The organism is Leptolyngbya sp. AN02str (assembly GCF_050565595.1).
Classification (GTDB): domain Bacteria; phylum Cyanobacteriota; class Cyanobacteriia; order Elainellales; family Elainellaceae; genus Kaiparowitsia.
Map to the genome: position 1 here is coordinate 76,245 of NZ_JBNXVR010000019.1, position 25,545 is coordinate 101,789.

At 53.2% G+C, this 25,545-nt stretch carries 20 protein-coding genes; 9 read left to right on the plus strand and 11 right to left on the minus strand.

The genetic code is table 11. The features are described from left to right. The first annotated feature begins 202 nt into the window (after positions 1 to 202). From ACQ4M4_RS15670 to ACQ4M4_RS15685, 4 genes are all read left to right on the plus strand, one after another. Positions 203 to 1,396 carry an NAD(P)/FAD-dependent oxidoreductase gene (locus ACQ4M4_RS15670; protein ID WP_430685373.1) on the plus strand — a complete coding sequence of 398 codons (1,194 nt, stop codon included), beginning with the start codon at positions 203 to 205 and terminating at the stop codon, positions 1,394 to 1,396. Positions 1,397 to 1,643: 247 nt separating this feature from the next. Continuing rightward, a complete protein-coding gene (locus ACQ4M4_RS15675) occupies positions 1,644 to 2,306 on the plus strand; it encodes an HAD-IA family hydrolase (protein WP_430685374.1) in 663 nt (220 codons plus the stop codon). A 50-nt stretch (positions 2,307 to 2,356) separates the two neighbouring features. After that, the gene (locus ACQ4M4_RS15680; protein WP_430685375.1) at positions 2,357 to 2,752 is read left to right on the plus strand and encodes a VOC family protein; all 396 of its coding nucleotides are present in this window, start codon (positions 2,357 to 2,359) and stop codon (positions 2,750 to 2,752) included. Between the two features lie 180 nt (positions 2,753 to 2,932). Continuing rightward, positions 2,933 to 3,577, plus strand: a complete 645-nt coding sequence (locus ACQ4M4_RS15685; protein ID WP_430685376.1) for a class I SAM-dependent methyltransferase — start codon at positions 2,933 to 2,935, stop codon at positions 3,575 to 3,577. Between the two features lie 122 nt (positions 3,578 to 3,699). On the opposite strand, the gene fni is transcribed toward ACQ4M4_RS15685, so the two are convergent. After that, positions 3,700 to 4,794 (minus strand): type 2 isopentenyl-diphosphate Delta-isomerase, encoded by a 1,095-nt coding sequence (gene fni, locus ACQ4M4_RS15690; protein ID WP_430685377.1) that lies wholly within the window; start codon positions 4,792 to 4,794, stop codon positions 3,700 to 3,702. A 213-nt stretch (positions 4,795 to 5,007) separates the two neighbouring features. On the opposite strand from fni, the gene ACQ4M4_RS15695 reads away from it, so the two are divergent. The 3 genes from ACQ4M4_RS15695 (at position 5,008) to coaE (ending at position 8,576) form a co-directional block, all read left to right on the plus strand. Further along, positions 5,008 to 5,811 (plus strand): E3 ubiquitin ligase family protein, encoded by an 804-nt coding sequence (locus tag ACQ4M4_RS15695; RefSeq protein ID WP_430685378.1) that lies wholly within the window; start codon positions 5,008 to 5,010, stop codon positions 5,809 to 5,811. A 504-nt stretch (positions 5,812 to 6,315) separates the two neighbouring features. Next, the gene (gene cobA, locus ACQ4M4_RS15700; RefSeq protein WP_430685379.1) at positions 6,316 to 7,923 is read left to right on the plus strand and encodes a uroporphyrinogen-III C-methyltransferase; all 1,608 of its coding nucleotides are present in this window, start codon (positions 6,316 to 6,318) and stop codon (positions 7,921 to 7,923) included. Beyond that, positions 7,920 to 8,576: a dephospho-CoA kinase gene (gene coaE / locus ACQ4M4_RS15705; protein ID WP_430685380.1), complete on the plus strand. Its 657-nt coding sequence runs from the start codon at positions 7,920 to 7,922 to the stop codon at positions 8,574 to 8,576. The genes cobA and coaE overlap by 4 nt, the downstream gene beginning before the upstream one ends. 144 nt (positions 8,577 to 8,720) lie before the next feature. Here coaE and infB read toward each other — a convergent pair whose 3' ends face one another. The 5 genes from infB to ACQ4M4_RS15730 all read right to left on the minus strand — a co-directional run bounded on the left by infB (position 8,721) and on the right by ACQ4M4_RS15730 (position 15,092). Continuing rightward, the gene (infB, locus tag ACQ4M4_RS15710; protein WP_430685381.1) at positions 8,721 to 11,717 is read right to left on the minus strand and encodes a translation initiation factor IF-2; all 2,997 of its coding nucleotides are present in this window, start codon (positions 11,715 to 11,717) and stop codon (positions 8,721 to 8,723) included. Positions 11,718 to 12,263: 546 nt separating this feature from the next. Further along, entirely contained in the window at positions 12,264 to 12,533 is a 270-nt protein-coding gene (locus ACQ4M4_RS15715; RefSeq protein ID WP_430685382.1) for a YlxR family protein, read from the minus strand. A 115-nt stretch (positions 12,534 to 12,648) separates the two neighbouring features. Further along, the gene (gene nusA, locus ACQ4M4_RS15720; RefSeq protein WP_430685383.1) at positions 12,649 to 14,070 is read right to left on the minus strand and encodes a transcription termination factor NusA; all 1,422 of its coding nucleotides are present in this window, start codon (positions 14,068 to 14,070) and stop codon (positions 12,649 to 12,651) included. A 190-nt stretch (positions 14,071 to 14,260) separates the two neighbouring features. After that, the gene (gene rimP / locus ACQ4M4_RS15725) at positions 14,261 to 14,728 is read right to left on the minus strand and encodes a ribosome maturation factor RimP (RefSeq protein WP_430685384.1); all 468 of its coding nucleotides are present in this window, start codon (positions 14,726 to 14,728) and stop codon (positions 14,261 to 14,263) included. A 97-nt stretch (positions 14,729 to 14,825) separates the two neighbouring features. Next, a complete protein-coding gene (locus tag ACQ4M4_RS15730; protein WP_430685385.1) occupies positions 14,826 to 15,092 on the minus strand; it encodes a hypothetical protein in 267 nt (88 codons plus the stop codon). Between the two features lie 45 nt (positions 15,093 to 15,137). Between ACQ4M4_RS15730 and ACQ4M4_RS15735 the strand changes: the two genes are divergently transcribed. Next, positions 15,138 to 16,283, plus strand: coding sequence for a hybrid sensor histidine kinase/response regulator (locus tag ACQ4M4_RS15735; protein WP_430685386.1), 1,146 nt, complete (start codon positions 15,138 to 15,140; stop codon positions 16,281 to 16,283). Here ACQ4M4_RS15735 and ACQ4M4_RS15740 read toward each other — a convergent pair. Then, complete coding sequence (locus ACQ4M4_RS15740) at positions 16,264 to 17,727, minus strand: RecQ family ATP-dependent DNA helicase (protein WP_430685387.1); 1,464 nt, start codon at positions 17,725 to 17,727, stop codon at positions 16,264 to 16,266. The two genes, ACQ4M4_RS15735 and ACQ4M4_RS15740, sit on opposite strands and share 20 nt — an antisense overlap. Positions 17,728 to 17,829: 102 nt before the next feature. Further along, on the minus strand, positions 17,830 to 19,794 hold the full coding sequence (locus ACQ4M4_RS15745) for an ATP-binding protein (protein WP_430685388.1): 1,965 nt from the start codon (positions 19,792 to 19,794) through the stop codon (positions 17,830 to 17,832). Between the two features lie 313 nt (positions 19,795 to 20,107). Between ACQ4M4_RS15745 and ACQ4M4_RS15750 the strand changes: the two genes are divergently transcribed. Next, a complete protein-coding gene (locus ACQ4M4_RS15750) occupies positions 20,108 to 20,989 on the plus strand; it encodes an ABC transporter ATP-binding protein (protein ID WP_430685389.1) in 882 nt (293 codons plus the stop codon). Here the strand turns inward: ACQ4M4_RS15750 and ACQ4M4_RS15755 are convergent, their stop codons facing one another. The 3 genes from ACQ4M4_RS15755 to ACQ4M4_RS15765 form a co-directional block, all read right to left on the minus strand. After that, positions 20,990 to 22,186, minus strand: coding sequence for a hypothetical protein (locus ACQ4M4_RS15755; RefSeq protein ID WP_430685390.1), 1,197 nt, complete (start codon positions 22,184 to 22,186; stop codon positions 20,990 to 20,992). Positions 22,187 to 22,295: 109 nt separating this feature from the next. Then, entirely contained in the window at positions 22,296 to 25,019 is a 2,724-nt protein-coding gene (locus ACQ4M4_RS15760; RefSeq protein ID WP_430685391.1) for a CHAT domain-containing protein, read from the minus strand. Further along, positions 25,016 to 25,222 carry a hypothetical protein gene (locus ACQ4M4_RS15765; RefSeq protein WP_430685392.1) on the minus strand — a complete coding sequence of 69 codons (207 nt, stop codon included), beginning with the start codon at positions 25,220 to 25,222 and terminating at the stop codon, positions 25,016 to 25,018. Before ACQ4M4_RS15765 ends, ACQ4M4_RS15760 begins: the two co-directional genes overlap by 4 nt. Positions 25,223 to 25,545 lie beyond the last annotated feature (323 nt).

Here is a 25,545-nt window from a genome sequence, read left to right on the forward strand (position 1 = left end):
CGACGTGAGCATCCAACCTTGAGGGCGATCGCCCGCTTGCTTTGTTTCCCATCTTTGGGTGTGTTTCAAATCTGTCGGTCTAGAACATCCCCAAATCTTCGTTATGCTGAAGGAGATTCAGCCTAGTGCTGAGAGCGTGTTTGGCTAAATGTAGCCTGAAACGCTGGATCAACTTTTATCCTTGGGCCTAACGTTCTGGTTTATGACTCAATCGACGCGCATTTGCATTTTGGGTGGGGGGTTTGGTGGCCTGTACACGGCCCTTCGCCTGAGCCAATTACCGTGGAGCAAGCAAGAAAAGCCTGAGATTGTGTTGGTGGATCAGCGCGATCGCTTCTTGTTCTCACCCTTGCTGTACGAGTTATTGACGGGTGAGCTGCAAACCTGGGAAATTGCACCGCCATTTAGCGAGCTATTGGCGGGTACGGGGGTGCGCTTTGTTCAGGCTGCTGTTCGCGGAATTGATGTGAACACGCGCACGGTGTATTTCGACGATGCGCCGGAACTGACCTACGACCGCCTAGTGCTGGCTTTGGGTGGCGAAACGCCCATGTCGATGGCTCCGGGTGTGGCTGAATATGCCATTCCCTTTCGCACCATTCAAGATGCGTATGCGGTGCAGGAACGGCTCCGGGTGCTGGAAGCTACGGATACCGACAAAATTCGGGTGGCAATTGTAGGTGCGGGCTATAGCGGTGTTGAGTTGGCCTGCAAGCTGGCCGATCGGTTAGGCGATCGCGGACGGTTGCGCCTGGTGGAACTCAGCGATCAAATCTTGCGCACCTCCACCGACTTCAACCGCGACGCTGCCCAAAAGTCATTGGAAAAGCGTGGCATTTGGGTTGATTACGAAACCAAAGTGACCTCGGTTCAGAGCGATTCCATTTCGCTTGAGTTTCGCGGCGAAGTTGACACCATTCCCGTCGATCTAGTGCTGTGGACGGTGGGCACCCAAATTAGCGACGCGGTGAAACAATTACCCTTGCAGCACACAACCCAAGATCGACTGGTGGTGGCTCCAACGCTGCAAGTCCCCGACCATGAGGAGATTTTTGCGTTGGGAGATGCCGCAGAATGCATTGATGCTGACGGTCAATTGGTGCCCAATACGGCTCAAGCCGCGTTCCAACAGGCTGACTACACCGGATGGAATGTGTGGGCCTCGCTAACGGGGCGACCTCTGTTGCCGTTCCGCTATCAAAGCATTGGCGAAATGATGACGTTGGGAACCGACAACGCCACGCTAACGGGCTTGGGCTTTAAGCTAGAAGGCCCATTGGCCCATGTGGCGCGTCGGGTGGCCTACCTGTACCGCATGCCCACCTTCGACCATCAGCTCAAGGTTGGGCTGAACTGGATTACAAAGCCGTTGCAGGATTTGCTCACATCCGGCTAATTGAGCCTAGTTTGAATTCGATTTACCTGGCGCAGTATCGGCATTGATGGTGCGCTTTTTTGCATAGCAGGACAGAACTCATGTCTCTTGCGATCGCCCTTCCACGACTGCTGCTCTGAAATGCGGCTACACAGCTAGGAGTGAAACGAATGCCCCCTCAGCCGACACTCTATGACACTCCTGTGATGTCAATGAGCCAAGGCTTGGGCATGGTGCTACAGTTGAAAATCATCCAACTGAAATGGGTATGAGCGATCGCAAACCAAGGGTCATCTTTTTCGATGCGGTGGGTACGCTGTTTGGCGTGCGGGGGAGTGTTGGGCAAATTTACGGCGACTTGGCGCGACAATTTGGCGTAGAGGTGGACGCCACCGCGCTGGATCACGCCTTCTTCACCAGCTTCAAGGCGGCCTCTCCGCTGGCCTTTCCGGGGGTCAATGCCGATGAGGTGCCTGAGCGAGAGTATGCGTGGTGGTGGGCGATCGCCGCAGAAACGTTTCAACATGTCGGCGTATTAAACCAATTTGGTGACTTTGCCACCTTCTTCAGCGCGTTGTACGATCACTTTGCCTCGGTCGAGCCGTGGTATGTGTATCCCGATACTGAAAAGACGCTGAACCACTGGCGCGAACAAGGGGTAGAACTGGGCATTGTCTCCAATTTCGATTCTCGAATTTATGCGCTGCTGCCGCTCCTGGGATTGGATCACTATTTCGACACCATCACCATTTCCAGTGAGGTAGGTGCGGCAAAGCCCGATACCAGGGTGTTTGAATCGGCCTTGCAAAAGCACGACTGCACGGCAGAGGTGGCCTGGCATGTGGGCGATAGCTTTCGAGAAGATTATGAAGGAGCCAAGGCGGCTGGTATTCGTGCCATTTGGCTAAAGCGTCCCGAACCCATTGGCTAAGGTTCTCTACAAGATTCTCGACAACGTGTGCTGGGGAGACAGAGAGCGAAATGGCCCTGGGTGTGGTTAGTCATGTGTCGCTAAGGGTGAGCGATCGCGATCGCTCTGAGCAGTTTTACAACCCGATTCTGCAATTTTTGGGATATCGCCCAGTAGCCCGCAATACCGAATTCACGCAGTGGTGGTCGCCGCAGGCTGGAGCGTTTACGCTCTCCTTTACGGCTGAGGCTGCCCATCCTGCCCCAGCAAAAGCGCTGGGGTTGCATCACCTGGCGTTTCATGCGGAGTCGCGTCAGCAGGTGGATACGCTGTACGAACTGCTGCAAGCCCTAAAGGCCCATGTTCTGAGCGCACCCATGGAAGCGAGTGCCCAGGCAGGTTATTACGCCGTGCTATTTGCCGATCCCGACGGCATTCAGCTAGAACTGGTGTTTGTGGAAGAGTAAGGTCAGAAGTTTGGGAAATGGGCGTTGCATCTTGCCCTTGCGCAGCGGTTTTCTGGGGAAATAGAGACGGTCGAATTGAGTCCAGCAGAAGCGCCATCACCAGAACTTGGAAACCCAAACCGACTTAATATTTCGCAAATTTTATTTACACTGAAAGGGTAGACCTGGAAGTTTGGTGTGATGTTGCATCCTACCCAACGCGCAAAGTTAGACGAGAGCGACGATACGCTGTTTTATGACGCGCCTCGGTTTGTCACTCATGTGGATGAGGGGTTTATTCAACAGCTGACGGATCTGTATCGCGATCGCCTCAAACCCAACACGCGCATTTTTGACATGATGAGCAGCTGGGTTTCGCACCTGCCGGATGACATTCCCTTTGACCATGTAGAGGGGCATGGACTGAATGAGGAAGAGTTGGCCAAAAATCCCCAGTTGGATCACTACTTTGTGCAAAATCTAAACCAAAAGCAGCTTTTGCCATTGGAAGATGCCTCGTTTGATGCGGTGCTGAATACGGTTTCGGTGCAGTACCTACAGCGGCCAGAGGCGGTCTTTGCCGAAATTTACAGAATTCTCAGACCGGGTGGGATTGCGATCTTTAGCTTTTCTAACCGCATGTTCTATCAAAAGGCGATCGCGGCTTGGCGAGAGGGCAGTGAGCAAGATCGGGTGGAACTGGTGAAATCCTATTTCAATGCGATCCCTGGCTTTCGCAAACCTGAAGTGATTGCCAAACAATCTAACGTGCCTAGCGTGTTGCAAATGCTGGGCTTTCCCGGTGGAGATCCTTTCTACGCAGTAATCACCCAAAAAGAGCCTTAACTTGCGAAGAAGCTTCCCCTGTTGCGTACGCGTGCGTACACGACAGGGGAGGATTTGAGGGCTGAGCCCGAAAAATAATCCAAAAGCGTAAGCCCTGTGGATGTTCGGTAGGGTGGGTAAGCTTAGCTGACACGGTACAGCACGTCGGGCTGGCGCAGTGCTTTGAGATCGCTGCATCCACTGCACAGCAAGGCCGTTGTTAGCTCTGCGATCAACATGGTGGCAAGTTCGTGTAAAACGGCTTCGGATTGCACGGCTGCTTGAAGGAACGGCAGGGCTAATCCACCCAAATCGGCCCCAAGCGCGATCGCCTTTGCGACATCCAACCCGTTGCGCAGGCCACCTGATGCAATGAGAGGAATCGTGGGCGCGATCGCCCGAATGCTAGTAAGGCAGTCCGCCGTGGGAATGCCCCATGCCGCAAACGTATTGCCCAAACGCCGCTGGATTGGGTCGGCGGCCCGTTCGCTTTCGACCCGTGCCCAAGAGGTGCCGCCAGCCCCAGCCACATCAATGGCGCTCACTCCGGCATCCAGCAAGCGTTGCGCCATTTTGGCAGAAATGCCGTTCCCAACTTCTTTAGCAATGACGGGAATGGGCAGGTGGCGGCACAGCGTTTCAATTTTGGGCAGGAGACCGCGAAAGTTGCGATCGCCCTTGGTTTGTACGCATTCCTGTAAAGGGTTTAGGTGCAGGATGAGCGCATCGGCCTCCAGCCAATCCACGACTCGTTGGCACTCCTCTAATCCATAGCTGTAATTGAGCTGCACCGCACCCAAATTGGCAAACAGCAAAACATCGGGGGCAATGGCCCGTACCGAAAAGCTAGGCACCACATCGGGATTTTCGATGGCGACCCGCTGCGACCCCACCCCCATGGCAAAGCCAAAAATCTGCGCTACTTCTGCCAGACGAGTGTTGATGGTACGAGCCAAGTCGGTTCCTCCCGTCATGGACGAAATTAACACAGGAGCCTGAAGTGTCTTGCCTAAAAACTGGGTTGATAGGTTGACTTCGTTGTAATCCAACTCAGGCAAGCAACAGTGGTTAAAGCGGTACCGTTCTAACCCACTGGTGGTGGTTTGAGTTTGCACATCGGCTTCCAGGCAAACGCGAATGTGTTCGGCTTTGCGGGCCTGGGTAACGGCGGCGGGCGCGATCGCCTCGGATTGGGCTTCGGTAAGCCAGTTGGAGGAATTAGCGACGTTTGCGTTCACCTGAATTCGTTTTGGTACGGGTCAATAAAAATTCATGCTTGTTTAGCTAGTTTCCCATGAGACGGAACCCCGCTTAAAACCTAGGCAACATTGCGCAACATGACTGGGCAGCAGGAGATGGATGTTGATATTTTTCGGAACATACCAAACGATAGCGGTAGCTACCTAAGTTGGCGTGGGAACGCTAAGTCTGTACGTTGGGCATGAACTGGTATGGGTTTCCTGATTGCGGGCTGTGTTGGATTGGTCGTTGGTGTGGCGCTGTTTTTTGTGCAGCGAAATTACAACCACAAAGCTAGAGCACTCAAAGGCGCACGTAGTGCCACCGTGGCTGAACTCAGCGCGATGGCAAAAGAAGTGGCGCAAGAAATTGGCGGCGGAAGCTGGCGCGATTATGTGAAGCTGGCGGGCGATGTTGTGTGCGATCGCCCTCTCACCTCGGAACTGAAGCAAGAACCCTGCGTGATATATCGCATGAGTGTTCGGCGGGAATATGAGGAGACAGTGACCCGCAAGGACAGCGAGGGTAAAACGGTGACCGAAACCCAGCGTGGCTCGGAAACGGTATCGAGCAATGAGCAGCGGACTCCGTTCATTTTGCGCGATCGCTCTGGCGATATTTGGGTTGATCCCGATGGTGCCCAGGTGGAGTTAACGACTGTGCTGGATGAATTTCGCCCTGAAAGCGCTGGAGGCCTCATTTCCTATGGCCGCTTCTCGCTGGCGATTGGCAATATTGGCGGTGGTCGGCGTACCTTGGGCTATCGCTACTGCGAGTCGGTGTTGCCGCTGCATCGTCGGGCTACGATCCTGGCGGCTGTGTCCGATCAGGGCGATCGCCTGACCCTATGCCGTCCCGATGATTCCACCAAGCCCTTTATGATTTCGCTCAAGTCGGAAGCCGAGTTAACAAAAGCGGCTGAGCAAGGAGCTAAGTATGCAACCTATGGGGCGATCGCCTCGGTTGGCCTGGGGGCTGTGCTGCTGCTCGTTGGCTTAGTGAAGATCATTCTCTAACGCCAGTTTCGGTTAAGGTTGTTCTAAGGTTTGCGCGCCGCGCAAACCTTAGAACAACCCATTTTTACGTACGCAACCCGCACACAAAAGTGGGCACTTCAGCTTATCCATGAAACTCACGTTATCGAAGGGTGGATCATGATCACAGCAGGAAGGGAGTGCTTCATGCTGTGGCTGCCAGAACGTTACTAAATTCCAAAAAATACGATTGCCATACGGCTTGTGGCGGCGTTTGGGTTCCCTTCCTTCTGTAACCGCGCCGCCTTTTGCTATATTCTGGCAACATTAATAGGGCTGATATGTTTGGGCTTCGGATGGGTGTGCCGTGCCCCATCCCTGCACGAACCCTTGAGAGTGAGTGGAGTTGTTTCAGTCCTAATTGTGGGAGTCGTGCCCTAGGCTAGCGTTTGCTCCCTTGCTCTGCTTCTTTGAAGGGCTCTATTTGAAGGGATCTAAGTGATCAGTACAGTTTGAGCCGACCTCAGTTAACCCAATGCGATGGTCATGGATACGGGCAAAGTTTACATTGTGGGAGCAGGCCCAGGAAGCCTGGAATATTTGACGGTGCGGGGCTACTCCTTGATTCAACGTGCCGAAGCCGTCGTGTACGATGCCCTGATCGATTCGGCGCTCTTGGATCTGGCTCCAGCCCATTGCGAAACTTACGATGTGGGTAAGCGCGGTGGTCGCCCTAGCCTAAAACAGCCAAAGATTGATCAACTGTTGGTGGATCTATGCCAACAAGGAAAGGTGGTGGTTCGGCTCAAGAGTGGCGATCCCTTCATTTTTGGTCGCACGGCATCCGAAATTCAAGCGCTGCGATCGCACAACCTACCTGTTGAGCTTGTTCCCGGCATTTCTTCCGCTCTGGCGGCTCCATTGTTTGAAGGCATTCCGCTCACCGATCCCACCATGAGTCGCTGTGTGGTACTGCTGAGCGCTCACGAACCAGACCGGCTCGATTGGGAAGCGCTAGCCCGCATGGATACGCTGGTGATTCTGATGGGGGCGCAGCAGCTTGGTACGATTGTGCAGCAGTTGATGAACCGAGGGCGATCGCCCCAAACCCCTGTGGCAGTTACCCGCTGGGCGGGGCATCCCCAGCAGCAAACCTGGACGGGGACCCTGCAATCGATTCAGCAGGTCACGGCACATCAGCCGTTGTCGCCTGCCATCATTACAATTGGTGAAGTTGTGAGCCTGCGTCCCTATCTAATTCCGGCCTCCCCATCACACAATAGGTACACAACGTTTCATTCTTCTGCCGACGTTTCTTCCTTGCCTGTGTCTGATTCCATCCGTTCTGCCTCTTCTGCGCCTGCTCCGTCTGCCTCGCTTCCACTCCATGGTAAAACTGTCCTCATTACCCGGTCGGCGGGTCAGTCAAGCCAGTTTGCCGAACTGCTGATGGCGCAGGGTACCCATGTGCTGGAAATGCCAGCAATCGAGATCGGCCCTCCCTCAAGTTGGGCTGCGCTGGATGATGCGATCGCTCAGATCCACCGCTTCCAGTGGCTTGTGCTAACGTCCACAAATGGGGTGGATTATTTCTTTGAGCGTTTGGCTCAGCAAGAAAAAGATGCGCGGGCCTTGGCAGGGATCAAGTTGGCTGTTGTGGGCAAAAAAACTGCCCAACGGCTTCATGACTATGGCCTTCGTCCTGACTTCATTCCACCGGATTTTGTTGCAGATTCACTGGTGGAGCATTTTCCTGATTCGCTGGTGGGCTGCTCCATTCTGTTTCCTCGGGTCGAAACGGGCGGACGCGATGTGTTGGTGAAGTTGTTTCGAGACCAGGGTGCAGCGGTGTCGGAGGTATCTGCCTACCAATCGGACTGTGCTACGACCTTGCCAAACGAGGTGCGGACTGCCCTAGAGCAACGTACGCTGGATGCGGTCACGTTTGCGAGTTCCAAAACGGTGAAGTGCTTTCAGCACATTTTGCATCAGGCTAATGTGTCATTGCCTGATTCCTGTGCTGTGGCATCGATTGGCCCGCAAACAACGACAGCATGTCTTGCTCATTTGGGTCGTGTTTCAGTTGAAGCAGAAGAATATACCCTGGAAGGACTCACGCTAGCCCTAGTGCGTTGGGCTACTGCACAATTATGATGAGCGATCGCAAGTCTTCTTTCACAATGCCGCCGAGGGTGATTGGCCTGACGGGTGGCATTGGCATGGGAAAAACAACAGTGTCTAGCTATTTGGCTTCGGCGTATCACGTTCCTGTTTTGGATGCAGATGTGTATGCCCGTGAGGCCGTGGAGCCCGGTGCGCCCTTATTGGCCGAAATTGTTGAGCGTTATGGCCCTGGTGTGTTAGTGCCTCGTACTGGAGAACTGGATCGGGCTCGCCTCGGAGAGATTGTGTTTGCCAGTCAGGCTGAGCTCATTTGGTTGGAACAACGCATTCATCCCTATGTGCGCGATCGCATTGCCAACGAGCTTCAGCGTTTAGCGACAGAAGCTTGTCCTGTGGCGGTTGTGGTTGTGCCTCTGTTATTTGAAGCACGCATGACCGACCTAGTGACCGAAATTTGGGTGGTTCGCTGTAACGCAGCCCAACAGGTGCAACGTATCCAAGAGCGCGATCGCGACGGCCGCCTCACCCTAGAGCAAATTCACGCCCGCATCGAAAGCCAAACCCCCATAGACGAAAAAGCCAAGCTAGCCAATGCCGTCATCGATAACTCCTCTACCACCAGCGATCTGTATGCTCGTATTGATGAAGTGCTCATGCAGCATCCTCGGCCTTGTTTCAGATAGGGCTCAGGTGAGTGGGAAACCCAGCCCAGGATGAATCCTCGAACTGCCCATAGCTTGCTCATTTCAAAAGAGCCATCTTTGCCCAAGCAAAGATGGCTCTAGATTTAGTGGCTTCATGCATGACCGAAGTCATGAATTGAAGTGTTAGGCACTTAGGGTACGACGCTTCGTGGCCAAGCGGTAGGTTTCCACCATGTCGCCTTCTTGCCAGTCTTTAAAGTCATCGCAGCCCAAACCGCACTCGTAGCCAGCATTCACTTCTTTCACGTCATCTTTCATCCGCTTCAGGGAATCGAGAGTGCCGCTAAAGATTTCTTGGCCACCTCGGCGTACCCGGATCTTACAGTTCCGAATCGCCTTACCAGACTTCACATAACAGCCTGCGACCGTACCATTGCCCACCTTGAACACGGCACGAACTTCCACTTCGCCCAAGGGCTCTTCCACAAGTTCAGGATCGAGCAAGCCTTCCATGGCACCCTGCACATCATCCAACAGGTTGTAGATGATGGTGTAATCTCGAACGTCAACATCGGCTTCATCGGCAGCCTTGCGGGCACCACTGGCAAATGTTGTGTTGAAGCCCACAATAACAGCGTTACTGGCGGCGGCCAAGTCCACATCCGTTTCGGTGATCTCACCGGGAGCTGCCAACAAAACTCGTACCTGCACCTCTTTTTGAGGCAGTTGTTGCAAAGCACCCAAAATGGCCTCTACGGAACCTTGGACGTCTGCCTTAAGAACCAAATTGAGTTCCTTCAGGTCACCCTCTTGGGCCTGAGCAGAGAGAGTATTGAGACTGACTCGGCGAGAAGCCATTGCCTGCTGTAGGCGCGACTGGCGCTGCTGATCCATGCGCTTATCGGCAATCGAGCGGGCTTCCTTCTCCTCACGGTACACTTCAAACTCGTCACCCGCTGCTGGTACGTCGCTTAAGCCCAGCACCTCCACCGCAAATGATGGGGAAACGCTATCGACTCGATGTCCACGATCGTCAATCATGGCGCGGACTTTACCGAAGACAGAGCCAGCGACCAGCACATCGCCAACACGGAGGGTTCCGTTTTGAACCAACAGTGTGGCAACAGGCCCCTTGGACTTGTCGAGGTTGGCCTCGATCACGGTTCCTCTAGCAGGGCGATCGGGGTTGGCATGCAGGTCTTCGACCTCGGCTACCAACAGCAGCATCTCTAACAAGTTGTCCAAATTGTCGCCCGTGAGTGCGCTCACAGGAACCATGATCGTGTCGCCACCCCATTCTTCTGGAACAAGGTTGTGCTCCATGAGTTCTTGCTTCACGCGATCGGGGTTAGCTTCTTCCTTGTCAACCTTGTTGATAGCTACCACCACCGGAACCTCGGCGGCCTTGGCGTGGCTAATTGCTTCAATGGTTTGAGGACGAACTCCGTCATCTGCCGCAACCACAAGCACAGCAATGTCGGTGACCCGAGCGCCACGAGCCCGCATTGCGGTGAACGCTTCGTGACCAGGTGTGTCTAAAAAGACAACCTGTTCGCTCTTGCCGTTGTGTTCCACATCAACGTGGTAGGCCCCAATGTGCTGGGTAATACCACCTGCTTCCCCTTGAGCCACCTTCGTTTTACGGATGCTGTCCAGGAGGGTCGTTTTACCGTGGTCAACGTGTCCCATGATCGTCACCACAGGTGGGCGACGCTGCAAGTGCTGGAGGTCGTCGGCACTGATCATTTCAGTGACTTTCTTAGCCTCGGCCTCTTGGGCTGCAGTATCCACCAAAACTCCCAATTCCTCGGCCACGATAGTTGCGGTAGGAATATCCAGAATTTGGTTTACCGAGGTCATAATGCCCTTGGTAAACAGAGTTTTGATGATCTCGGTGTCAGGAACTACAAGCTGCTCTGCTAGCTCAGCAACTGACAAGCCGCCCGTAAGGGTAATGAGTTCGGGACGTTGCTTGCTGGCTTCTTGTTCACGGCGCTCACGGCGCTGATAACGCGATTCGGAGGGACCAGATGGCTTTTTACGAGCGGGTGCCGAAGCAGCTGGTTTTGCGGCAATAGGACGTCCCTTAGGCTTGGGAGGACGAGCCAACGAGAGGCTAACCATCGATGCTGACGACTCATCATCCTGATCGCCGTCCAGCAGATCATCAAGGTCGAGATCTTCTTCTTCAACCACGACGGTACGTCGCTTGCCTTTGGGAGCAACCTTGCCTGCTTTTGCGCCTTCGCGCTCATCGTCCTCTTCTTCCCAGTCTTTACCGCGCTTGACCGCTTTGGCTGGAATAGGACGCTCGGGGCGCTTCAACTCAACTTCCGGCACGATGTTGATGGCTGGATTGGTGCCGCTTGCACCCTCTTCAGCTTCGGATGGGCGAGTGGGGCGGCGGCGCAGCTCAATTACTGGCTTTTCGCGCCGTGTGGGTGGCTCATCTACTTCAGTAATGGAAATGCGGCCGGATGGGGCATTTGAACGACTACCATCTCCTGCTGCACGAGCAGCCGTGCTTTTGCGAATGGGAGGCTCGGCTTTCCGTAGGATTGGGCGATTCACGCCAGAGGGAGTTTCTCGTCGAACAACGGGTTTGACGGGAGGCCCAACGAGTGACGGGGCTTCCGGTTCTGTTTCAGTAATAGATATGGGTTTCTTCTCTGGCTCGGGAGTAGAGTGTTGCGGAGCAGGTTGCACTGCTGCTGCAGGCTCTGCCATCGGTTCCGCAGGTTGCGCTTTGATAGGCCGATTGGGCGACGCAGGACGGGATGGCGGCTCGACGCTAGCAGGACGCGCAGGAGTGGGTGCTGCTGTTGCCTCGGGCGCGGGAGCCGATGGAGCGGGTGCTTCTGGTCGCTTGGGCGGTTCTGCAGTTGAGCGATGTCTACGAACCTCTAGAATCTGCTGCTTTTTGACAGGAGGCTGAGACAATCCTTTTTTCGGCTGGGTCATAGAAGAATGAGACGAAGAGGTCGGCTTACCGGAAGAGGGTGAGGGGTTTTGAATGATTTTCGCGGCGGCAGAACGAATCTGAGCGGCTTCAGCTTCTGAGATGGTGCTGCTATGACTTTTTACGGGAATGTTCAATTGTTCACAAACGTCCAAAATTTCTCGGTTATCCAGGTTCAATTCTTTTGATAATTCGTAAATTCTAACCTTGCCGTTGTTCATCCACTCTAACCTCGTTTGCACCGACCGATTGTTACATAGAACAACCCACTTTTTTTCTAAAACGACACGTGTTGGTTTCGCTTCGCACTCGGTTGATTATAGCGATTCGATCTGTCAACTGGTGTTTGGAGATGAGCAATACGCATTCAGTGCGATCGCGCTGAATGTGTCTTCTCTTAGTTTCGCGACTTGTTTGCGTCTCTGGTTTGTCTCTACCGTTTGTCATCTGTGCCTGCACGTTGGTCGTTTTGGAGAAGCAATAGATGGGCAGTGTTGAGCCTACTAGCCTTGCTCTCGTGCAGGAAGATCCCACAACGGTTTGACGAGATACCGAGATATCGAAATTCGCGAATGGACACCACTGAGCGGAAACAACCGTGGAAACTGAGCACCAGTTTCTAAATTGGGAGGTGATTTAACCTCACGTTATATGACTGATTGCTGCAATTTCCTCCTATTTACCTTTATTTAATGACCGTTTACTGAAGCTACAGCACAGATAAAAGTGCTGTATTGCGGAAACCACAGTTCAGTATATCGTTTTGCTCACGGGGATTCACGATTTCCTGTAGAATTTAGCTTTTGCCACAACGTTTTATAAATTTCATCGGGCACAGAAGCTTTGAGCGATCGCCCCAGTCGATCCTTTTTCTGCGCAGCTTGTAAGCAGCTTTCGCAGCGGCATAGATAGGCTGAGCGACCCATCCCCTGTTCTAATTGTATCGTCCGTGATGGATGAACCCGGACAATCTTCCAAAAGTTGGATTTGTGAGCGATCGTTCGACAGCTAATACAGCGTCGATAGTTGGGTTCCATAAGCCAGGACGGATGAACAACTGTGGATGAGATGCCTTTCAATGCTGTGTGAGACCCGAATGGTCAGGAATCTCACACAGCACCGGGCTCATCATTGTTGCGATCGCGATCGCAACTATTCTGGGCGCTGGAGTGCCGCTTCAGCCGCCTCACCTAAGCCATCGTCAGGTTCTGCCGAAACGCTAGCGGCGTCTTCCTCCTCCAGCTCATCGAGATCGGATTCGTTCGCTATATCAACCTCGGCAGAGACTGGAGCGATCGCCTCTTCGTCCTCTTCCTCTTCATCATAATCTTCGGCATATTCGGCTTCTTCCGCGGCTAGCTCAGCCGCGTAGCGCTCTTCCTCCTCCTGAGCGAGGCGACGCTGTTCGGCCAGCTCGGCCATCTTCTTGCCTTCCGCCTCAAAATCATACTTCGAAGCATCTTTGATGTCGATCTTCCACCCGGTCAAACGAGCTGCTAGGCGCACGTTTTGGCCTTCTTTGCCGATCGCCAAGCTCAGCTGATCATCCGGCACCAGCACATGGGCCTGCCGCTCTTCGGGATTGACCAGAATCACCTGCTCTACCCGAGCCGGACTTAGCGCATTCGAAATATACGTGGCTGGATCGGGTGACCATCGGATCACGTCAATCTTTTCGCCGCGCAGTTCGTTCACGACAGCTTGAATACGAGATCCCCGAGCACCAATGCACGCCCCCACGGGATCAACATCCCGTTCCAGCGTGTCTACCGCAATTTTGGTGCGCGGCCCCACCGAGCGCGAGGGAGGATTAGCCTCGCGAGCCACGGCTACAATCCGTACAATCTCGTCTTCAATTTCGGGCACTTCCGTCGCAAATAAATCGACCACTAGGCCAGCATCAGCCCGAGAAACTAACAGCTGAGGACCACGGTGCGACCCTTCAGACACGCGCTTCAGCAACACCCGGAAGGTCATGTTGGCGCGATAGTTGTCGTTGGGGAGCTGATCTCGCTTGAGCAATTCGGCTTCCACTTCGGGCTGACCAAAGCCGCTATTCACCGCCATGATGATGGACTGACGCTCAAACCGTAGAACCCGCGCTTGCAGAACCGTCCCTTCAAGTTCTTGAAATTCTTCTTGAATGAGCTTGCGCTGTTGGTCGCGCAGCTTTTGGGCGAGGACCTGCTTGGTTTGAATGGCGGCCATCCGCCCAAATTCGTTTTGATCGGGGGTCACATCCAGCACCACGGTGTCGCCCAATTGTGCCTCGGGGGCGACTTCTTGGACCTCTTGTAGCGAAATATGGTGGTCGGGATTATCGACGGTTTCGACGATGGTTTTGGTGGCTAGGACTCGGAAGCCTTCATCGTCAATGTCGAGCTCAACCTCAAAGTTGTTGAAATATTCTTCGTCAAATAGGTTGCTTTCGGGTCGATTGGTGCGGCGGTAGCGCTCGTATCCTTTAAGCAATGCTTCTCGCAACGCTGCTTGTACCGCGTGCTTGGGTAGGTTCCGTTCCCGGCTGATGCCGTCTATCAGCTCTTGCAAACCCGGCAGAGTGACCATGGACATATTTGGTTTTAGCCTCCGTAGCTATTAAGTTGTTGCAGTAGGCAAATCGCGCAGCTCGTAGCGGGATGCCTGGGTTGGTTGGATGCAGTGCCTGACCATGCCCTGGGGTTTCACGAAAACTCTGTGTGAAGAATAGGCACGAGAGTTTTTCGCTCCATCGCTCCATCGAAGGCAGATGAGGACTGCCAATTTAGGGCTGGCGATCGCTCAGTTCTACGGTATGAAGCACGGCACGAGGAATGGCGATCGCCCGCCCCTTTTGGCTAAGATACACAGCTTCCTCATCGCGTCGAATGAGCTGGCCTGCAAACGACTGGTGCCCATTGATGGGCTCAGTAGTTGTTACGATGACAGGAAACCCCTTGAAGGACACAAACTCTCGATCGGTGGAGAGCCAGCGAGAAATGCCAGGGCTTGAAACTTCCAAAATATAGGAATCTGGGAGGTCTTCGGCGGCGGCATCCAGGGCAGCTTCCAGAGCATGGGTCATGCGTTCGCAATCGTTCAAACTGGTGTCTTGTTGTAGATTGCGAATATCTATCCTCAAAACGGGAGGACTTTGGTTGGTATGAAACACCACAGCCACGACTTCAAGCCCAAGAGGTGCTGCTACGGGAGCCGCGATCTCTAGAATGTGAGGAACGAGCGGGTGAGTCATTGTTTCAGATTAGAGTTTCAGAAAGTAAACCGTTACAGGTGGGAAAAATCGAAACAAAAAAAAGCGGGTTGGCCCCACTTCCGACAACGTTGCTGAATCACGTAGTGTCTTGAAGCATGTGCTGGCTCGTGGAACCAGCACTCATCAAGTGTAGCGTATGGCCTGAGGATTGGGTCACAAACCTGATGGCGATCGCGCTGGCGGTCTTCCACTGCACGTCAGGGTTGGAATGTGGGGAGTGAAGATAGGGCTGGAAGCTGGATTTGGCGATCGCTGCTCGATAAACCCAAGTGACAGCCTGGGCAGGAAACCCGCAGGTAGCGAGAAACACCCGGTAGAGTGAGGTCGGCTGGAAAAGGCCCAAACTAAGATGCAGAAGTAAGCCCGTGGAGAGTCTTAGACGCAAAGCATGAATACGGAGGCAGACCTGTCAGCGGCGGTATTGATAGTAGCGGCTTCGGCACCAACCCAGGATGTTTTGATCCAGGCCTCACAGATGGAATCTGCACAGCCGATTTTGGTGACAACGGAAGTCGGTGCGATCGCCTCCCTTGCTACGCAATCTCCAGCCCTCATCGTTGTGGGCAGCCATTTAGAAGATACGTCGGGGGTCGCCTGCTGTCGTCGGTTGTGGGAGCAGGGCATTTCAGAAGCGATTCCTGTGTTGTTGGTGTTGAACGAAGCTACCTCTTCTGCGGTGGATGCGGCCTTTGACGCTGGAGTGACGGATGTGTTGCTGTCCCCGTTGCATCCTCGGCTCGTGGCTGCTCGACTTTCGGCCTATCTCACGGCTCAGCATTTGCAGCATCAGTTACATGAGCAAACCCAGCATTTGCAGGAGGTGCAGCACTCTCTTCAGCTGATGCTGCATGCAATTTCTCACGATTTGCGCAACCCGGTATTGGGAATGCAAATGGTGTTGCAAAACTTGTTGCAAGGCATTGGATGCTGCGCCCATGCCACGGGTGAGCAAATTTTGGTCTCGCGCTCCTTTGTGGAACGTATGGTGGAGGGGGGCGATCGCCACCTGAGCTTGATCGAAGCCCTGCTGGATGTGTATGAGGGCAATGCTCGACCCATGCCCCTCAAGCTAGAACCCCTGGCTTTGCATGATGTAATTCCCCACACAGTGCACCAATTACAGAGCTTGCTCGACAAAAATCAGGCGAGCCTTGTGGTTGATGTCGCTTCGGATTTACCAACGGTAATGGCCGATGCTGTACAAATTGAACGCGTGTTTGAGCACTTAATTGGCAATGCGCTGAAGCATAATCCCCCCGGTGTGCACATCGTTTTGGCGGCGGTTGTGGATGGCAGTGTGATTCGGTGCAGTGTACAGGATAATGGGATTGGCATTCCTGCCGATCAGCGATCGCAGCTCTTTAGTTTATTTGAGCGAGGGGCTAATACCGGCCATACCCACGGACTGGGGTTGGGGCTCTACTTATGCCAGCAAATTGTGCGCGCTCACGGCGGCGAGATTGGAGTCATGAGTACGCCCGTATCGGGGGCGCAGTTTTGGTTTACCTTACCGCTTAAGTCGATCGCCGCTTAGCCCGACAGCGATCGCACGTACCGCAGCGTAGCGTCTTGGCCTCGGCTGCAAATCCAAAAGCAGCCAAAATAGCTTGCCAGCGGCAAGTTGGCCTTGCAAGATATGCCGCCATGGCAGAAGCGTTTTGCCTGTTGCGCCATTGCTTGCCCACTGGATTAGCGGCAATGAGCCGATAGTGAAATGGGCCAACCCACTCGACATAGCCTTGGCGATGCAGCCATGCCAGCACCAATTCTCCGTCGGTGTGCTGGTGCGCGATCGCCCGAATCTCTCCTTCGGATGGGATGCGGCGATGCAAGCGATGGGCCAACTGCTGAAGCGATCGCTCCCGTTGAGCAAAGTAGCGACCCATTTGCCGATCGGTTGGGTCAAACCATCCGGTTGGCTCGCTTATCAGCGTTAACGCTTGGGCTGGCTGGCCGTCGCGTCCGGCGCGACCCACTTCCTGCACATATTCCGATAGCAACGCGGGCGCTTGAAAATGCATCACCCAGCGCACGGCACTGTTGTTAATCCCCATGCCAAAGGCCGAGGTACATACCACAAAGGGCAACTCGCCACCCAGCCATGCGGCTTCGATCCGCCTTCGTTCTTGCGGACTCAATCCAGCGTGATAGGCCACGGTGCGATCGCCCTGTTGGGTTAGCCACTCGGCTAGGGCCTCGGTTCCCCGGCGTGTGCGCGCATACACCAATCCCGATTCCCCTCGGTGCTGCTGTACAAACTGGTGTACTCGCTTTCGTCGGCCCCTGGGCGTCCATACGGTTTGAACCGATAAGGCCAAATTGGGGCGATAGGGATTCACACAGATTTGCTGAGGATGCTGCAATTGCAGTACAGATTGGATGATCTGCTGGGTTTGGGGATCGGCTGTGGCAGTAAAAGCGGCGATCGCCATACGAGATCCTGCTGGCTTGTGGGCAAGCAATGCCTCGCGCACCATTCCCAACCGCCGATATGCCGGACGAAACGAATCTCCCCACTGCGCCAAACAATGCGCCTCATCCAAAACTAGCGCCCGAATGGATACCTGTGGCTCGCACAGCACATTCCACACAGCTGGATTCAATAAGGTTTCGGGAGAGAGATAGAGCAACCTGAGCTGCTGCTGCTGAATTTGCCACAGCACTTTCCGGCGCTCCGATTTGCCCAGTTGACTGTGCAGCACTGCGGCAGGCACTCGCCGCTCTCGTAGCTCCTGTACCTGATTCTCCATCAGCGCCACCAAGGGAGACACCACCAGCGTCAGCCCCCGCTGCAGCAAGGCTGGCAGCTGAAAACAAATGGATTTACCACCGCCCGTCGGCATGACGACTAACGCATCCCGTCCAGCCAGCAAACACTGCACAACTTCGCCCTGCGGCGCCCGAAAGTCGTTGTATCCCCAAATTTCTCGAAATCGCTGTCGTACCTGCTCCCACTCTGTCGTCGATTCCAGATGCATCCTGTCTCTCCGGACTTTGTCCCAGAATTCCCAGGAATCATGTAATTCTCAAACACTAAATTGACAGGAAATGACAGGAAAGCGGCACCGTAGCCTGTTCAATTAGGCCAGTGCTGATTGCGTGGTGGGAATGCGGATAAGGAAGGTGGTGCCAACCGGGGGTTGAGAGGTACATTCCAATGTGCCGCCGTGTTTTTCGGTCACAATTTGGTAGCTAATCGACATCCCCAACCCGGTGCCTTTGCCGATGGGTTTGGTTGTGAAAAAGGGGTTGAAAATTTCTTTTTGAATGCCTTCTGGAATGCCTGGGCCGTTGTCGGCGATCGCCACGGTAACCCAGCCAGATTCGTCGATGCTGGTGCGGATGGTGATTTGGGGGCCAGGAACTGGAGCCTGCCGTTCGGCCGCTAGTTTGCTTGTGCCAGGTGCGATCGGGCAACTGGCGCTTACACTGATTGCTTCAGTTGGGATGAGTTGCCTCAACGGTGTCGTCCACACTTCTTCTAAGGCGTCGATCGCATTGCTCAAAATATTCATGAATACTTGATTCAGCTGGCCTGCATAACACTGCACCAGCGGCAACGTTGCATACTCTTTGACCACCGCTATTTCTGGGCGGTGGGGTTGGGTCTTTAGTCGGCTATGCAAAATCATGAGTGTGCTATCGATCCCCTGATGGAGATCGACTGCTTTAACCTCGGCCTCATCCAATCGTGAGAAGACGCGCAGGGCATGCACAATATCACGAATTCGATCGGAGCCTATCTGAATCGAGTTCAACAGCTTGGGCAAATCTTGTTGGATAAACTCCAGGTCAATGTCATCAATTTTTTGCTGAATGTCGGGATCTACTGAATTGGGAGAGGCTTGATAGAGGTTTAACAGGCTGAGCAGATCTTGAATGTATTGATTGGCGTGGTGGATATTGCCGTGAATGAAATTGACCGGGTTGTTAATTTCATGGGCAATGCCTGCGACTAGTTGACCCAGACTCGACATTTTTTCACCCTGTACGAGTTGCGCCTGAGCTTGCTGAAGTTCGCAAAGGGCTCGTTCTAGCTGATGTGACTTTTCTCGCTCTTTGTGTTCGCTTTCCAGTAGAACTTGCTCTGCCTGTTTGCGCTCCACAATCTCTCGTTGCAGGTTTTGGTTATTACAGCTGACCTCGCGATGCACATTCACATAGTTCAAAATTAGGCCAGCTAAAGGCACGAAGTAAGCCACGATTTTGAGAAAATGGGCCACGTTGAAGTGGTTGTCGAATAGGGCTGTGGAGCCAAAAGCCATGTGTAGCTGGGTGGCCACATTGGGAATGGTGCTTACCACCAGCGCATGGGAAAAAATGCTGGGGTTGTGTTGATAAAATTTGGGATAAATCCATAGGCCCGACACCAAAAAGAGCACGAGGGGAATGACATCCCACGGGCGGGTAATAAGCGAGTTTGGAAAGAGGGTTGTGGGAAGGCTTTGGCGAGTTGCACAGATTTGGATGGTGGCGTAGGCGATCGCCCCCAGGCTAATGCTAGCCGCCACTACAAAGGATGTGCTGCGGGTCCAAGTGCGGGGTTTAAGCCAAATGAAAAAGCCCACACCCACCATCGTGAGTAGGGCATTGCCCATGCGGCAGAGTGCCCAGGTAAACGGCACAAGATTGGGATCGTTGCCGGATGCCCCAATTAAGCGATCAGCTGCCAAGGTGTGAAATGCATCCATAACCCCGGCGCACAGCAGCGTCATGCCGATAATGGGGGTTGTGGCATCGCGCTGAATGCCAAAGTAGGCGAAGGCCAAAATGACGGTAAAGATAGCGCTGCAAAAAGCACTCCATTCCAGTATGGTGTGCACAAAGCTACCGGCTAAGGTGCGGTGCAGCAGGTTGGTGACGTGATCGGAGGGAAGTGAGGCTACGGTCGAGAAATCAATGGACGATTCCGCGATGCCAAAGTTGAGCCCAATCAGGTTAAGACTCAGGGGCAAGATGCAAATGATGATCACAGCCCAGATTAACCGTCGGGGCAGTTTGATTTGCCGCACATCTGAAGTGAGGCCGCGATCGCTAGAGACCATTGAATGCTGAGTTAGGTGAAGTAGGCAGGTGAGAGGGTGCTGTCAACCAGCTGTCAACCAAAGGCCAACGATCGCACTGGTCAGTTTTTCTATCATTCCCGTAAAAATCCGTAACATCCCACGGTGTTGGTAGGCGATCGCGACAGACACAGCAAGACACAGCATCTTGTTTGCCAATCTTGTTTGCCAGTTAGATGCCGACGGATGGTGAACTCTGCGCGATCGCCGGAGCAAGGTTCCTCACATCAAGATCACCCTCAGTGTTACCTTATGTAAAGAAGACAATTTTCAGGCTTGAGTTCCCCAATTAGCTATGGCAGCGGCGGTTACGCTTCAAAATGTGTTTAAGGTTTACAACAACACTCCGGTTGTGAATGATTTGTCGCTTGCCATTCAGCCAGGAGAAATTTTTGGATTGCTGGGGCCAAATGGTGCAGGGAAATCCACGACCATTCGCATGATCACCACGCTGACTCAACCTAGCCAGGGGCAAATTTTTATTGAAGGCTTTGATGTGATGAAGCAGCCCGTGCTGGTGAAACAGCAAATTGGGGTGGTGCTTCAGCAAATGAGTGTGGATGTGGATCTCACGGTGTGGGAGAACATGGAATTTCATGGGCGCATGCACCATATTCCCAATCCGCGTCGTCAACGTGAGATTGCGGAATGGCTGGAGTATGTGGAGCTGAGCGATCGCCGTGATGACTATGTGAAGACGCTATCGGGTGGAATGAAGCGGCGGTTGCAAATTGCTCGCGCCCTGCTGCATCGGCCTCGCATTCTGTTTTTGGATGAGCCGACCGTTGGCCTCGATCCCCAAACGCGACGGCGTCTTTGGGAAATTATTAAGGGCTTAAATCAGCAGGGCATGACGATTTTGCTGACGACGCATTATATGGAAGAGGTGGAGTATCTCTGCGATTCTAACTTTAGTGGCTCTGGCATTCCCAACCGAATTGGCATTATGGACGGGGGTAAGCTGATTGAGTTGGGTACGCTGCAAGAGATGCGTCACAAGTACGGTGAAGGCTTGCTCATGAAGCAACAGGGCGATCGCTGGGATTACCATTTCTTCCCTACGTTGGCCGAGGCCAATGCCCACTTCGAGCAACAGCCCAATAAAGCGGGTATGATGGTGCGTCCGTCTAACCTAGAAGATATTTTTGTTGAGCTGACAGGTCGCAATCTAGATTAATTAAGCTAAGCGCTGAGTAATTTCTAAACGATTTAGCAAGCGCAGTGCATTGATAACAAACTGCCGATTTCCCCGCTCCCAGTACGGAACTTGAATTAAATCAACTCCGTGCTTAGAGCATAGCTTTAGCTTAAGTGCATCATTCTTTTGAACTTCTTTAAGTGAGCGTTGTTGGTGATGCATAGGAACATCCATATAGTGATATTCTCCTTGATATTCAAAGGCAAGCTTTAGCTCCTCATTGTATCCGTCCAGCTCTAGGCGCTGCCCTTTCGAAGATCTTAGCCACTCTGGTCTAGTCTTTTTGAAATCGAGCTTAAAGATATCTTGAAAAATACTGCGGGTTTCTTGCTCTGCTCTCCAAATAAATTCGTCACTTAGTGGCTCAACAGAAAACCCATTCAAAAAATGCTCAATTTGGCTTTCTGTTGACCAACGATGAAACCGCTCATAGTAATCAATGTAAGTTGTTTCACCCCTACACATTCTGGTGAAACTATCAAATAAGGGAAAAGCCGCTGCACCAACTATGACTAGACTTGCAAGCCCAGCAAAGGTTGCTTCGATTGGATTGATCGGATGAAAAAGTACCTGAGCCTCTCCATCCAAAAATGCTGTATCGCATGCTGTGACTTTCGGATTATCAGGATTGTAGCTTAGTAAATAACCAAACTTAGCCTCGTCGATAAGATTAAATACTAGTTCAAAGAGACGCTGGCTTTGGGCTAGTTCTACAAACTGATCCCGGACACTTTGGTCATAGTTAAAGTAAACATAAGGACTAAATAAAATTGCTAACCTAATCCCTAAATTTTCTTGTAGGTAACTGCAATCACCGATAGAAATACCAAATAAAGCAAAGTGGCGGTTTGTTACTTTTCCACTCTTCAGGAGAATTTGTGCATCTTTGTGCTTTGTTCTAAGGCAGACTCTCGCCTCATAGGGATCGTTCGCGGCGAGGCTATATTCTTTATCTCGCCGAACCTTATTGTCCCATCCACAAGGATTTAGGGATGAGGTAGGAGTAGAGGAAATATTGTAGTGTTCTGAAATATTGATTCCATATATCTCGTGAATCAGGGTGTTCAGTTTGGCTTGCAATGCTCCAAGTTTTGGGAAAAAGACATCTCCCAAAGCATCATTCCTGTCCCACCCAATGGGTAGATTGAAAACTTCTAAATCTTTGGGATTAAACATAGGGCTGAAGCCGCAGAAGAACTAGCTCTTGTTAGCATTCCCCGGTTAAAAAAAGGATGCTCCAAAAAGCCTAATTTCTCTATTAACTATCTTGGGCAAATACTCAGCCCTACTGCAAAAGCTGAGTTGACAATTGTTCCCATTCCTCAATCATTTGAGGGGTCCACAGCCATTCGTTTTGCAGTTCAGTGGCTTGAAAGGCGATCGCATCGGATAGCATGACCAGCTGATATAGATTGGCTGCTCGACTTAGGAGTGTCGTGCGTTGCTGAGTGTACTCGGGTAAGTCGGCGGCAGCCTGCAACGCAAGGGCATAGCCAGCGATCGCCGTTAGGGCTTCTGGTTCGGCAATTGGCTGAGTTGGGACTGGGCACTCCATGGTTTCGGGAGTGGATGCTCCATTGGTCGCCGTTGAGGCGGCAGACATCATGGCCCGTGTGAGAGCAAGCGACTGACACCACGCTTCAGAGGCTTCGCGCGGCCGCCCAGTGGAATGGTAGGCAAATCCCAGCGCATTCAAATACAACACCGAGTTCGGCTGCTTTTCAACAGCCGTATTCCAATAGCGCCACGCATCATCCTCGCTAAAGTCGGAGTTGCCTTGTTTGGCCGATTGCCATGCCAGTCTTCCACGCAAAAAGCTAATACCTGGCGACCCCAGCTGATCGTTGGGAACATTATCGAGAGCGGCCTTTGCCGCAGAAAGGGCACCCCGATCCAAGAGTTCTGCCACGGCCGCCTCACCCTCGGTGAGGTTGTTGCGGTTGAACTGCATGGTGGCTGTTGCGGTAACGGTGCTGCTATCGGCGGTTTCCAGGTTTACCGTATTGGGATTAAGCAAGGGAACAGAAGGACTAGGCGATGCGGCTGGCAAAAGATCGGCCGGACGGGGCCGTGAGCTTAGCCACGAGTTGGGCATTGTTTGCAGCACCAGCGCTGTGATCGCTGCGATGCCTGCTCCTAACAGGGGCAGCCCAATATACAGTCGCTTAATGGGCGGCGTTGAAACGGTAGATGATTTGGAATCGGTAACATTTGCGTTGGAATCGGCCCCGGTTTCGGATGCGATCGCGCGGGGTTCGAGTGCCAGCTTTGTGGTTGGGGTTGGGGGCAGTGCAGAGGTGGGAGCCTCTGTAGAAGTTTGGGCGGTTGAGCCATCGTTGGATGTAACCCCCAAGTCCCCATTTCGATCGGGAACGCCGGGGCTTGCTGATGAGGGATGATCAAGGAGATCCGGCGATCGCACCATGCCGATAGCTGATTCTGTAGGCGAATCTGTAGGCGAAGCAGCCGATTCGGGCATTAACTGCTTCACTAAATCGGCTACAACTTCCACATCTTGCTCATAGCTGAGGTCGGTGCCTGCTTCCAGTGCCTTCAAAGCCGTTGACAGATCCAGTGCAGGAAAAGCTTCGTCATCGTCTTCTAGCAAGACGGCACGGGAAATCATTTCTAGCTCATCATCCAAATCAACATTGGGTGACAATGCTCCATAGTCGAGCTCTTCGCCAGCGAGCATGGGTGGCGCATCGTAGGCTTGGGGCAGCAGCAGCAACCGATCGGCAGGATTGACCAGAGCGCGATCGCTCGGCAGCAAATACCCGTCGCATTCAGGATGCAGGTAAAGCACCGGCAACGCCCAATACAGCTGATGCGAGCCATAGGCCGAAATGAGCCCTTGTCGTGCCCGGCTCAAGCTGAGATCGATGGGATAGCCCTGCTTCAAATTGCGATAAAACAGGCGCGTCAGCGTCAGCGCTACATCATCGGGAATTTTTTCGGCCATGGCCAGCACCGCAGGAATTCCTCGGCTTACCAAAGCTTCGGCCAGGTTTCGCTCAGGCTGATCCAGCGAAGTGCCGGGATCGCTGGCGGCGGTGTGTGTACCTCGGCACGAATTGAACACCACCATACGAATGCCGTTGTTGACTAATAGGCCAGCGAGGTCGTCGCCGCTGAGCACTTCAGTGAGGCCCGTTTTTTGATTGACGAGATACAGGTTGCCACCGGAAACTCCCAAATTGCTGTGGCCTGCGTAGTGCAGAACATGATAGTGGCCTTGCTCTAGCGCCTGGGTAAGCTGCTCGCGACCCGGTTGATCGAGTACCGTTACTTCAAAATCGGGGCTGGGAGCGCGGTTACCCTCAACGGTTGACGCAGCTGTGCGCTGCAGCTCTTGCTGCAAGTTCAGGGCTTCATGCCGTAGTTCTAGCCGTTCTTGGTCGGTTGGGGCGGCGATCGCCATCAAAATGCGAATTGGTTGCTCGGACTGAATGGCCGCGAGGGGATGTTCGGCTGTGATGCCAATGCCGGGTTGGTAGCGCGAAAACACCACATCGGTGCCGGTGGCAATGGGGCGACGCATGGCTGAACCGTCGCGATCGCTGGCGTACATCACTTCCCATGGCAGCCGAGGTAGCAGCGTTCCCTTAAGCCCCAATCGCAGCCGCAGCATTTCGCCCTTGTGCTGGGCAATGCCTTGAGCGGTCATCCAGCTATCGCGCAGAGTGCCTTGAAAAAGGCTGTTATATAACGTTTGCCCTAGCCCTACCAGCGAGGTCGCCGGTGGCATGGTTTGCACAGGAGACTGGTTGCCATAGGCTTTGTCTGATGGGGATGGAGCCTCAAAGCTGCCAACTCGGCTGCGGCTTTCGCTCTGGAGCAACCCCAATAGGGGGTCGCCCATGAGCTGACGCGCCTGCATCAACCAATCATCCACGGCCCAAACAATTTGTTCTTCCGCAAGGGGAACCCCCGGTGCAACTCGCTCGGTCCGCACCAGATATTCTTGGCTCCCAACTGGGGTCACTGAAATGTGAAACTCCTGAGTCACGGACGTAGCGCACTCCTCTCACATAGGGTCTGGCTGGTTAGGTATGCCAACGCCAACACACCGAACGGCTGGCCTGCTCTATCCGAAACGGCAATTGTGCAGCAGCGCTGTAAGCTGGCAAGTTTGCCATTTGGGGCGATGAATAGGGTGGTGATAACTGTAGCGATCGCCTGTTGGGTAGAATGCGTTCCTAATGCCAGCATAGCCTTATTCCCAGTGTGTCGTGCTGAGGCATTCCCGGATCTTGAGCTGAGTTTCACCTAACCTTTACATAACTCTTATATGGGGCGATCGTAACTCCGTAGAAACACGGCTTTTTTACATGATGAAAAAATGAACCATTACTCCGTAGCTCTGCCTTAAGGAGGGGAAGCGCTGTCTCAGCGATCGCCAAATCGTCATCTTCAATTTCAGAGTCAGAATTGGACGCTCTTGGTACAAAATGTTCGTGGTTTCAAATACTTGGGTGAGCCAAGCCCACGAAAACTGTTCAACTGCTTCAGTGCTAAAGCCATCCGGAAACATG

Coding starts and splice junctions, on each gene's coding strand:
- ACQ4M4_RS15715 (WP_430685382.1), bottom strand. CDS start 12,533: ATGGAACCCAACTATCGACGCTGTATTAGCTGTCGAACGATCGCTCAC.
- coaE (WP_430685380.1), top strand. CDS start 7,920: ATGATGAGCGATCGCAAGTCTTCTTTCACAATGCCGCCGAGGGTGATT.
- infB (WP_430685381.1), bottom strand. CDS start 11,717: ATGAACAACGGCAAGGTTAGAATTTACGAATTATCAAAAGAATTGAAC.
- rimP (WP_430685384.1), bottom strand. CDS start 14,728: ATGACTCACCCGCTCGTTCCTCACATTCTAGAGATCGCGGCTCCCGTA.
- ACQ4M4_RS15735 (WP_430685386.1), top strand. CDS start 15,138: ATGAATACGGAGGCAGACCTGTCAGCGGCGGTATTGATAGTAGCGGCT.
- ACQ4M4_RS15680 (WP_430685375.1), top strand. CDS start 2,357: ATGGCCCTGGGTGTGGTTAGTCATGTGTCGCTAAGGGTGAGCGATCGC.
- ACQ4M4_RS15750 (WP_430685389.1), top strand. CDS start 20,108: ATGGCAGCGGCGGTTACGCTTCAAAATGTGTTTAAGGTTTACAACAAC.
- nusA (WP_430685383.1), bottom strand. CDS start 14,070: ATGTCCATGGTCACTCTGCCGGGTTTGCAAGAGCTGATAGACGGCATC.
- ACQ4M4_RS15675 (WP_430685374.1), top strand. CDS start 1,644: ATGAGCGATCGCAAACCAAGGGTCATCTTTTTCGATGCGGTGGGTACG.
- ACQ4M4_RS15745 (WP_430685388.1), bottom strand. CDS start 19,794: ATGGTCTCTAGCGATCGCGGCCTCACTTCAGATGTGCGGCAAATCAAA.
- ACQ4M4_RS15695 (WP_430685378.1), top strand. CDS start 5,008: ATGGGTTTCCTGATTGCGGGCTGTGTTGGATTGGTCGTTGGTGTGGCG.
- cobA (WP_430685379.1), top strand. CDS start 6,316: ATGGATACGGGCAAAGTTTACATTGTGGGAGCAGGCCCAGGAAGCCTG.
- ACQ4M4_RS15685 (WP_430685376.1), top strand. CDS start 2,933: ATGTTGCATCCTACCCAACGCGCAAAGTTAGACGAGAGCGACGATACG.
- ACQ4M4_RS15670 (WP_430685373.1), top strand. CDS start 203: ATGACTCAATCGACGCGCATTTGCATTTTGGGTGGGGGGTTTGGTGGC.
- ACQ4M4_RS15755 (WP_430685390.1), bottom strand. CDS start 22,186: ATGTTTAATCCCAAAGATTTAGAAGTTTTCAATCTACCCATTGGGTGG.
- ACQ4M4_RS15740 (WP_430685387.1), bottom strand. CDS start 17,727: ATGCATCTGGAATCGACGACAGAGTGGGAGCAGGTACGACAGCGATTT.
- ACQ4M4_RS15765 (WP_430685392.1), bottom strand. CDS start 25,222: ATGCTGGCATTAGGAACGCATTCTACCCAACAGGCGATCGCTACAGTT.